At 37.4% G+C, this 9,599-nt stretch carries 13 protein-coding genes; 10 read left to right on the top strand and 3 right to left on the bottom strand.

The annotated features are described in order from the left end of the window. The first annotated feature begins 76 nt into the window (after window positions 1-76). Both ACUVXA_RS11190 and ACUVXA_RS11185 read left to right on the top strand, forming a co-directional pair. Entirely contained in the window at window positions 77-1,327 is a 1,251-nt protein-coding gene (locus tag ACUVXA_RS11190) for a GHMP family kinase ATP-binding protein (RefSeq protein ID WP_445871346.1), read from the top strand. Between the two features lie 79 nt (window positions 1,328-1,406). Beyond that, window positions 1,407-2,549, top strand: a complete 1,143-nt coding sequence (locus ACUVXA_RS11185; RefSeq protein ID WP_445871345.1) for a pyridoxal-phosphate-dependent aminotransferase family protein — start codon at window positions 1,407-1,409, stop codon at window positions 2,547-2,549. 120 nt (window positions 2,550-2,669) lie between these two features. On the opposite strand, the gene ACUVXA_RS11180 is transcribed toward ACUVXA_RS11185, so the two are convergent. Further along, a complete protein-coding gene (locus ACUVXA_RS11180; protein ID WP_445871344.1) occupies window positions 2,670-3,041 on the bottom strand; it encodes a hypothetical protein in 372 nt (123 codons plus the stop codon). A gap of 308 nt (window positions 3,042-3,349) precedes the next feature. Beyond that, on the bottom strand, window positions 3,350-3,466 hold the full coding sequence (locus ACUVXA_RS11175; protein WP_445871343.1) for a desulfoferrodoxin FeS4 iron-binding domain-containing protein: 117 nt from the start codon (window positions 3,464-3,466) through the stop codon (window positions 3,350-3,352). Window positions 3,467-3,636: 170 nt separating this feature from the next. Here ACUVXA_RS11175 and ACUVXA_RS11170 point away from each other — a divergent pair, with 170 nt between their 5' ends. Beyond that, entirely contained in the window at window positions 3,637-4,056 is a 420-nt protein-coding gene (locus tag ACUVXA_RS11170) for a ferritin-like domain-containing protein (protein WP_445871342.1), read from the top strand. A 130-nt stretch (window positions 4,057-4,186) separates the two neighbouring features. On the opposite strand, the gene ACUVXA_RS11165 is transcribed toward ACUVXA_RS11170, so the two are convergent. Continuing rightward, window positions 4,187-4,516 (bottom strand): ArsR/SmtB family transcription factor, encoded by a 330-nt coding sequence (locus ACUVXA_RS11165; RefSeq protein ID WP_445871341.1) that lies wholly within the window; start codon window positions 4,514-4,516, stop codon window positions 4,187-4,189. Between the two features lie 346 nt (window positions 4,517-4,862). On the opposite strand from ACUVXA_RS11165, the gene ACUVXA_RS11160 reads away from it, so the two are divergent. The 7 genes from ACUVXA_RS11160 (at window position 4,863) to ACUVXA_RS11130 (ending at window position 9,407) form a co-directional block, all read left to right on the top strand. Further along, window positions 4,863-5,186: a DsrH/TusB family sulfur metabolism protein gene (locus tag ACUVXA_RS11160; RefSeq protein WP_445871340.1), complete on the top strand. Its 324-nt coding sequence runs from the start codon at window positions 4,863-4,865 to the stop codon at window positions 5,184-5,186. An 8-nt stretch (window positions 5,187-5,194) separates the two neighbouring features. Further along, window positions 5,195-5,575 (top strand): DsrE/DsrF/TusD sulfur relay family protein, encoded by a 381-nt coding sequence (locus ACUVXA_RS11155; protein WP_445871339.1) that lies wholly within the window; start codon window positions 5,195-5,197, stop codon window positions 5,573-5,575. Between the two features lie 4 nt (window positions 5,576-5,579). Further along, on the top strand, window positions 5,580-5,942 hold the full coding sequence (locus ACUVXA_RS11150) for a DsrE family protein (RefSeq protein WP_445871338.1): 363 nt from the start codon (window positions 5,580-5,582) through the stop codon (window positions 5,940-5,942). 256 nt (window positions 5,943-6,198) lie between these two features. Beyond that, a complete protein-coding gene (locus ACUVXA_RS11145) occupies window positions 6,199-6,459 on the top strand; it encodes a hypothetical protein (RefSeq protein ID WP_445871337.1) in 261 nt (86 codons plus the stop codon). 149 nt (window positions 6,460-6,608) lie between these two features. Further along, window positions 6,609-7,304: a DUF5714 domain-containing protein gene (locus ACUVXA_RS11140; RefSeq protein ID WP_445871336.1), complete on the top strand. Its 696-nt coding sequence runs from the start codon at window positions 6,609-6,611 to the stop codon at window positions 7,302-7,304. After that, entirely contained in the window at window positions 7,255-8,340 is a 1,086-nt protein-coding gene (locus tag ACUVXA_RS11135) for a lipoyl protein ligase domain-containing protein (protein WP_445871335.1), read from the top strand. The genes ACUVXA_RS11140 and ACUVXA_RS11135 overlap by 50 nt, the downstream gene beginning before the upstream one ends. A 14-nt stretch (window positions 8,341-8,354) precedes the next feature. Then, window positions 8,355-9,407, top strand: coding sequence for a lipoate--protein ligase (locus ACUVXA_RS11130; protein ID WP_445871334.1), 1,053 nt, complete (start codon window positions 8,355-8,357; stop codon window positions 9,405-9,407). The last annotated feature ends 192 nt before the right edge of the window (window positions 9,408-9,599 follow it).

Here is a 9,599-nt window from a genome sequence, read left to right as displayed (position 1 = left end):
TCTGGTCAGCCCCCTCTCGGACTGAAGCGAAAAGCTTTTTCATAGCAAATATTAATATATGGGGAAAGTGATCAAAATGTCTGAACTTACCTCTTTAAAAACCTCAGAGATGCCCTTTACTAAAAGTGGCTCCAATATTATTGTCTCAGCACCGGGAAGAGCGGACTTCCTAAACACCCACCAAGACTACAAAGGGCTACCCGTGGTTCCTACGGCATTAAATCTCAGAACCTATATCTCCGCTGAATTTAGAAATGATGACGTTTTTGAGATAAGATCACTAGATTTTCAAAGGATTGGAGAACCGTTTCAAGACCAGTTCTCGATAGGTAAAATAGAGTATCTCAAAAAGGGATGGTTTGGGAACTATTTTCGAGCCATTGTAAAAATTTTAGAAGACAGGGGTCTTTCAAAAAAGCTCAAAGGGATGCGGATTCACGTTAAGAGCCAAGTTCCTGTAGCATCAGGACTTGCAAGCAGCGCAGCTCTAGAAGTAGCATTCGCCACGCTATTGGATAAGGCGTGCAAAATAAACTACAACCAGAGAGAGATAGCTGAACTAGCCTACGAGGCAGAGAACGTGGAGCTAAGTATACCTTGCGGCCGCCTCGACCAGTACGGCTCAACGTTCGGAGGAATACTAAAGCTAGATTGTAAACCTCCCTATAAAATCGAGAAACTTCCCATTAAAAATCTAATTTTCGTGATTCATGATTCAGGAGTTAAACACTCCACAGCTGAAATCCACCCCCTGAGGCAGAAGGAAATCAGTGACGGGCTCAAAACTCTTATGGAAAGCGATAAGGTTCCCAGTAAATTGAAAAATAAGCTGGGATATAATTACGATGAGCCAGACTGGGAAAACATCAGGGAGGAGGAAATTGGTGAATATTTAAATCTGCTTTACGATGATGTAGCAGATAGATTCCGTTTCACTCTAAGGATGCAGAGGTCAACCGAAATAGCAATTGATATTTTAAAAAATAAAAAGCTGAAAATCAAAGAGAAAGAACCATACCTAAATCAATTGTGGAATAAACTTGAAAACAAGTCCTTAGAGTTGGAGGTTCTGGGCGAAATAATGAATTACCAACATGAACTTCTAAAAGAACTCTACAAAGTGAGCATAATAAAACTGGAAAAAATCCGCGACGCTACATTAGAGGCCGGAGCCTATGGTACAAAAATTTCAGGAGCCGGAATGGGAGGCAGTCTAATCTCACTAGTGGACCCCCAAAAAGCCAAAGCTATTCTCGAAGCAGGAATAGGCGCAGGGGCGAAACAGGGCTGGATATCAGGAATAGGTGAGGAAGCAAAAATACATTAACCAAGTGAAGATTATTAAAGGGTTAACCATATAATAATAAGTTGGAGTGGTCAGATTTGAGAGGTGGTTTACTACGTTAATGTTCACTCCTGGACCTACAGAGGTTCATCCCCAAGTTCTACAAGCCATGGTCCGTCCACTACAAAACCCAGACTTGGATCCCGATTTTTACACATTTTATGATGACCTATGTGAAAAGGTTAAAAAAATTCTGAGAACCCGCAACGATATTATACTGACCTCCGGAGAGGCAATAATCGGTCTTGAAGCTGCCATTATAAACACGATTAGCCCCGGTGAAAAAATGCTCGCAATTTCTTCGGGCATATACGGAGACGGATTCGCAAATTTTGCTCGAATGTATGGAGGAGAGCCTATTACCGTCAAATTTCCATATGATGAGATAATTAAACCGGAAGAAGTGGAAAAAGTTCTCGAAAAGGAAAAGGACATTGAGGTAGCCACTCTGGTACACTGTGAGACTCCTAGTGGAACCCTAAACCCCCTTAAAGAGATCGGCGAAATTTGTAGAGACCATGGAGTAATTCTCATAGTGGACGCAGTAAGTAGTGTCGCCGGTGTTCCGGTGGAAACAGACAAGTGGAATGTGGATATAAATATCGTGGGCTCTCAGAAATGTATAAGTGCTCCACCAGGCGTTGGTATAATCTCTGTGAGCAAAAATGCCTGGGAAAAAATAGAAAAAAGAGACAAAAAAAATTCCATAAAGGGTCTCTATCTTAATCTATTATCTTGGAAAAGAGACTGGTTCGAAAATAGGATATTCCCCTACACGCATACCGCCTCCCTACTTTATGCATTAGATGAGGCATGTAGTCTTATTCTGGAAGAAAAATTAGAAAATGTATTCGCGCGTCACGAAAAAGTGGCAAAGGCTACAAGACTTGCGGTTCAAGCTATGAATCTGGAATTATATCCCAAAGAGGAAAAATACTGTTCAAACACAGTTACCGCAATCAAATTACCTCCTAGAGTAGAAGACGAAAAACTAAGAAACCATATGCTTCAAAAATACGGTGTAATGATTGCTGGAAACTGGGGAGAACTCAAAGGTAAAGTAATACGCCTAGGTCACATGGGATACAACGCCTATCCGGACAAAACAATACACGCAATATTCGCTCTAAGTGAAAGTCTAAAGGATCTCGGCTTCAAAAACAGTACAGAAAACGCAGTAACAATTTTAAAAAAACAATTATAACGACTTAATTATTTAAAAATAAAATAGCATAAAATTTTAAAAAAATGATTCAAAACAATTTTTGAAAATTTGAAAAAAATAAAAAAAGTTTGGATTTAAAATATTTTTATGTGTTTCTTTTTACTCAAAGTATGCTTTGACTTCCTCTTGTGAGAGATACCAGATTATGATGATACTGAATACTATGTATATAATGCCGAAAATTATACCAACAATTGTAATTAGCAGTAGGATACCACCAATAAGTCCTAGAATCGCGATGATGATTGCCAGTATTCTAGCCCAATTTTTAAGGGAAAGCATTCCAATGCCACCAATGAGATAAATGATACCCCAGATAGTGTATATGATGGGAAGTATCAAAACGAGCCCTGACTCCCAGGGTAGAGTAAATCCGGCTGCTGCTAGTACAATGACTCCAAATATAGTAACCAATATGCCCCAAAGTATCATCAGTATCGCCAAAATTGTTACTCCAGCAGGTCTGCTCATGTACATTACCTCTTATGTTTTTTTCAAAGTTTAGGCTTGAACCCAACTTTATATCATTCTGATGCTGGTTTTTACTATAAAAAGATTATCTACAAGTCTGTTATGGTTCACGTCTATAGTCGAAATCCATTTTTTAAAGTTTCAAAAAGGATAAGGATAACTATAATATTTAAATTTAAATAAATTAAAAATAGTTATAAAGATAGAAAAAAGTAAAGACGGTTCTAAGCACTAAATTTTCAGATAGTTACTAGGTTTATTCATTTTCATAAAAATAAAAAAGAAAATAGAATAATTAATGTACTCAACTATTTTTGAAGAATCATCTGCTGGCCGCAACAAACCAGTGTTCCTCTTCCCGCTTTCAATACTTGTACTCTGTTTCCGCAGATGGTACAATAATAAATTTCACCAACTTGAGTCAATGTAATTCACCTAACAATATTGAATACTTAACAATAATAGTTATCAATAAATGCCTTATATATATTTCACCAGCTTAACATGTATAAACTCTTATTATAAGATAATTTTATAATCATAAATACTACGTATATAATTACAAAAATTTGTTTTAATTCTGGAGGTGAAAGAATTGGCGAGCGAGGAATTAAAAGAATGGTTAAATAAAGCAATAGCCCGAGAACTACAAGTATCTATTCAATACATGTGGCAACACGTAAGAGCAGTTGGAACAAAGAGCGTAGCAATAGTTGATGAATTAAAAAAGATAGCCATCCAAGAAATGAAACACGCCGAAGCCATCGCGGAGAGGCTCGACTACCTTGGCGGTGAACCAACAACCAAACCCGCCCCAATCACGGTAGGTAAAAAACTAAAAGAAATGATAGAACTAGACAAAAAAGCCGAAGAAGAAGCAATCGAAATGTACCGAAACATCATAGAAATGGCCACAAAAGAAAAGGACTACACTACGAGAAAATTATTTATGAGCATACTTTCGGACGAAGAGGATCATGATAACTCTTTTGGCACTTGGTTGGAAGACTTTTAAAAATGATAGAAAAAGTTGCCTAGACTGTATTTTATATCTTGCGAATTATGAATCTGCTGCGTTTTAAAACTCCTTCTTCCCTCTTTTTTTAAAATATTTCTAAAAAATGTTTCTATTCAACTTTTCAGCTTTATTTCCCTATTGATTTTGCTAGTTTGGATATTTCTAAAAGAGAGTCTCTGGAAATGCTGTTAACTAATTCGATTATTTTGCGTATTCTTTCATCCTTCAATTTGTAAAGGCTTCTTTGTCCTTCTTTGCGGTACTCGAGAACTCCAGAGTTTGTTAAAATCTGAAGGTGCTGGGAAATTGTGGACTGTGACTTATCCATAGCGGGAACAATATCACACTGACACATCTCATTCTCGCCTAAAAACTGAAGAATTTTCAATCTTGTTTCATCTGCTAATGCCCTTAACAATTCAACATTTTTTTTCGTAATCAGATTCTTAGCTTCCAATAAATTACCTCCTAATCGGGGAAAGAGCCACCATTAATCCAACCAAGGTACTATCTGTTGGGATGCGTACATTAATGCATATTTTGTTAATCTTTGTAATGGTGTGAGTTTCTTATTCTCTATTCTGTTCCCAATAATATTTAATATTTACAAATGTTATAAAATTATCGAAATATAATAATATTTGCATAAATTTTGAGCTTTTAGTGCTGAATGTCCATTAAATGGAGAAGTCACAAATCTGAAAAAAAGGGAGCGACCCGCAGAATAACTTAAACCTCCTTTGAATTTGCAAGAATAAAAATAAAAGAAACAATTCCATTTCTAAGCGTGTGGTGATAAAATCTTGTCAAAGATTGTTTCTATCATAATTGCTCCTCCAATTTCAGAGCGCGTAGTGAAGGCATTCAACATAATAAATGAAATGATTAGAACTGATGCTAATATCTTCATATATTTGATAGGTGACGGAGTATACTGTGGAATAAAAGGCATGAATCTATCAACTATTGATTCTGGCCGCATCCAAGTTTTTGCGAGTAAGGAAGATCTAGAAGCACGCGGTATCCAGGAGGATCTCCTATCTAAAGATGTAAAATGCCAATATGACTTGATTGAAAAGATGATAGTTGATATTATGGAAAGCGCAGACAGAATTCTATGCTTCTAGGTGATTAAATGAGCAAGACACTAACATTAATTATATATCATGGTCCTTATGCCTCTCAACGAGTGGACATTGGTCTTTCAATTGCTGAAAAAGCTCTAAAAAAAGGCTACAACGTTAACATATTTCTTTATATGGAAGCGGTTCACTCCGCCAAGAAAGGGCAGAGCCCAAAATATTTTCCCAATATTGGTGAAAAACTTGGTGAACTGGCCCAGAACGGGGCAAAAATAAAATCTTGCTCACGGTGTGCAGGAGCCAGAGGTTATGTTGAGGGGGAGGAAGAAAATGGGGTTTATCCCACCAGTCAACATGTTGATGGGGTCCACATAGCTAATCTACGTGACTTGGGATACTGGCTCAAAAACAGTTATAAAGTATTAGCCCTTTAGGAAGGTGATTAAAATTAACACGGTATTACTAATCATCACAAAAGCGCCCTACGGGTTTGAAGACTGTTTCAGTGGACTATACGTAGCCATTGCATGCCTTAACAGCGGGTTAAAATGCATTATCCTATTCATAGGCGACGGAGTATACGCCACAATTTCAAATCAAAACCCAGAAAAAATATCGATGCCCAGTGTGGCAGATCTAATCTATACCTTGCTTTCCGAATCGGAGTTGTATGTTCATAAAAAATCTCTGCAGGAGAGGAAAATACCTGAAACAAGAATAATAAAAGGCATCAAACCTATTGAAGAAGATGAATTGGTAAAAATAATCCTAAAACAGGGTGAAGCCATAATCACTTTTTAAAAATCCTTTTCATAGTTTTATCCCCGTCTTTTGCTACTTCGTTTTAAAATCTATTTACTGGAGTGTTTTTTAATTATGAAATTATTGATATATTGTTATACGTCGATATATTTAAAAGGTGGCAACACTAACTACTATACGAGAAAAACCGTGTTAACGGGCGTCAAACCACAAATACAAGTTTAGAACGCAAATAAAAAACGGCTACTAAAACTATGTACCGAAACAAAAGAAAAAAATTAGGAGGAACGATTCCATGTCAAAAGTTAAAGTAGATATTTTTATCCCTATGGGCTCATGCGCCTGCCAATTCTCAGCATTCATGGACCGAGTATTTAATGTACTGACAAAATACCGAAATCAAGTCGAATTTGATGTAAAACCTTCTTTCTCAGAGGAAGCTAGGAAATTCAAAATCGGCAGCAAAGGACTAGTGGTAAACGGCAATGAAACATTCCCTGAATTTTTCAAACCAGAAAGCCTAGAAAAAGCAATAGAAAATGCTCTAAAAGCATAAAATACACCTTCCTTTTTTACAAAAATTTTCAAAAAATCGTCGATGGCAACATTTGCAAAATACTTCCTAATAAGAAAAGATAATGACCTAAAAGCTCCGAAACTTGATGAGGGAAGTAGTAAATCACTTGAAATAATCGAGGGTTATTCTTGGAAAACGAGGTTTTCTACTGCACAATATGCGGTAAAATTCTTCACCCAATTTCTGAAGAGCTAAAATGTATATATTGTAAGGAGATTTCAATAGCAGATTACACCTGCGATGACCATCATTTTGTCTGTGAGAACTGTAGACTAGCTCTTCCCGATGAATTAATTTTAAAAACTTGTGAAAGAAGTGAAACAAAAAATCCATACGAACTAGCTAACCTAATAATGAGGCATCCCGCGATTCCAATGCATTCTCCCATCCACCATTACCTTGTGCCAGCCGTACTATTAACAGCATTAAAAAACGTGGGCTGTGAATTGCCACGTAGGGCGATTAACATTGCCATTAAGAGAGGGAAAAAAATACCTTATGGTACCTGCGGATCCTGGGGGGTATGCGGCGCAGGGGCCGGTGTTGGGATTGCTATGAGTGTTCTAACAAGAGCGACTTACAAATCAGATACCGAAAGGGCGCGGTCTTTGGATGCTAGTGGTGAATCACTGATTTCCATCTCAAAGTTGGGAGGACCCCGATGCTGCAAAGCCAGCGTTTACGCTTCTATAAAAAGCGCTATAAGCTTTTTAGAAAAAAATTTTAAAATCAAATTACCCTCAAATTTTGAAGAATGCCCTTTCTCTTCCTACAATGAGGAGTGTAAAAAGGATAAATGCGAGTATTATAAAGGAGGCCACTAAAATTAGAGAATTAAGACTTTTCACCCAGAATCAAGTTGAACCAGATCTTGGGTGGGCTTTAGATGAAACCATCATGCTCCACGTTAAGAGTGGGGACGCGCCCAGCTCGGTGCACTTTTGGAGAAGTCCTCCCTCTATAGTTTTGGGAAACCTTCGCTTGAAGCAAGACCAGATGAATTTCCTGAATGGAAAAAACATTAAGATTATTAGAAGGGTTACTGATGGACCAACATTCTACACGGATGAAGGTTCATTACTATTTGGCTTTATTCTTGACACGAATGATCCCTTTTTCCCCAAGGAGTTAAATGACCTATACCGACTTATCTATTCTCCAATAATTGAAACAATCGAAAACTGTGGACTCAACTGCACCTTTGATAAAATGTCTTACCTATTCGTAGGCGACGTAGTGATTTCCCAGGTTTCACAGTTTTGGTACTATGACGTACTAGTTTTTCAGGGTGTTATTTACCTAGATTCTGATGTTGAGTTTGTCAACTCTGCGGGGATTCTTTCAAAAAAGATCTCTAGTCTAACACGGCTTTCCTCGAAAAAAAAGTCGATTAACGAGTTTATAGAAGAGGCTTTACAAAGAATAAGAGAAAAATTTGAGGCTACCCTTGTTGAAGGAAGTTTAACAGATTTAGAGAAAAAAACTCTTGACCGAGTTTTAAAAACTAAATACCAGTCTCCAAAATGGAATCTAGAGTTTTCTCCACCCCTGGCTTATGGTAAGCTCCTAATAGAGATTTTGACCGCTTCTCCCCCCACTAAAACGTGTTTACAAATAGAAAAAAACATGAAAGAGGCAATAAGAAAGTCTGAAGAAGAAGAAAAAATTGAACTAAGAGTATGGAGAAGAGGAAAAGGTCTGCCTCCCGGTGCTTCTATTACAGACGGGTTAATAGAAGCCGCTAAAAGGTCCCAGATTCCCGCAGTAATAATAAACGGCGAGTTAAAATATGGAAGGACGGTTCTATCGCCTGAAGAATTTTTAAGTAGTATACGTGAGGAGATTGTAAGGATAAAATAAAGGTAAGATGGACTTTGAAAGAATTATGGCGTTTTATTGATTACAGTTCAGATGACCCCTATATGAATTTAGCAATAGAAGAAACCATGGCTAGAAGCATACTAGAATTCAACTCACCAAACGCTCTCAGAGTGTGGCAACACCCCCTCATCGTAAGTATAGGATGCAATCAGCGACCGGAGCAAGAAGTGAACATTGATTACTGTAAAAAGAAAGGAATAAAAATAGTGAGAAGACTCTCAGCGGGCGGGGCAGTGTACCAAGATTCGGGAAACTTAAACTACTCACTCTACATAGACACTAACAAGTTCAAATCCTTCAAAGACCCTATAGAATCCCACTCCTACCTCTGTAGGGGTTTAATTATCGCCCTAAAGTCACTGGGTCTGGAGGCAGAATTTAAACCAGTAAATGATATTGTGATAGGCAAGAGAAAAATTTCCGGAAACGCACAACACCAACTCTACAATGTTCTCATCCATCATGGAACTCTTATCATGGATCTCAACTTTGATAATTTGGAAAAGGCTTTAATAGTTCCAATTGAAAAACTCAGGGACAAAGGTGCAACATCAGTTAGACATAGAGTAACAACAATAAAAAGAGAATTGGGAAGAAGAATTCCCGTAAATGTTGTGAAAAACGCGGTTCGTAAGGGTTACGAAGAAGCACTCGGCATCAAGTTCCAAGACTCGAAACTTACACAAAAGGAAATCAAAATTGCCAAAGAGCTCCAAAAAAAGTATAGCTCACAGGAATGGATTTTTGGAAGCAGTGTTGAGTTTGAACACAATACCGTATACAAGGCGCCTGGAGGGCTAATACGTGTGTCTTTAACCATATCTAATAACAATATTAAGGAAATAAACATAAGCGGAGACTTTTTCATAAATCCTCCGGAAGCATTAAAACAACTGGAGAAAATGTTAAAGGATGCACCATACAGCTATCAAAACATAACACAAATAGTTAACAAATTTTATAATCAAAATATAATTATCCCCGGGGTAAAACCCACAGATCTCATAGCAGCGATAATGCAAGCAAAAATGGTTTTACCATCGTAAAAATTGTTATCCTCTCTTTTTAATATTATTTTTAACACCTCCACATTCAAGCGTTAACACCCAATGAAGCAGTTGATAAACTAATTTTAAGATTAATATCGCACTTAGATAATTCTTTCACTAATCGATAACACACAAGATTACATAACCTTGGCGAGAAAGCCCCCGACTTCAGTCGTGGGGATGAATCGC

It is taken from the genome of Candidatus Jordarchaeum sp. (assembly GCF_052745115.1).
Note: the sequence above shows the minus strand (reverse complement) of the source record. Positions and strands in the feature narration are given on the sequence as shown.

Coding starts and splice junctions, on each gene's coding strand:
- ACUVXA_RS11190 (WP_445871346.1), top strand. CDS start 77: ATGTCTGAACTTACCTCTTTAAAAACCTCAGAGATGCCCTTTACTAAA.
- ACUVXA_RS11185 (WP_445871345.1), top strand. CDS start 1,407: ATGTTCACTCCTGGACCTACAGAGGTTCATCCCCAAGTTCTACAAGCC.
- ACUVXA_RS11180 (WP_445871344.1), bottom strand. CDS start 3,041: ATGAGCAGACCTGCTGGAGTAACAATTTTGGCGATACTGATGATACTT.
- ACUVXA_RS11155 (WP_445871339.1), top strand. CDS start 5,195: ATGAGCAAGACACTAACATTAATTATATATCATGGTCCTTATGCCTCT.
- ACUVXA_RS11145 (WP_445871337.1), top strand. CDS start 6,199: ATGTCAAAAGTTAAAGTAGATATTTTTATCCCTATGGGCTCATGCGCC.
- ACUVXA_RS11135 (WP_445871335.1), top strand. CDS start 7,255: ATGAGGAGTGTAAAAAGGATAAATGCGAGTATTATAAAGGAGGCCACT.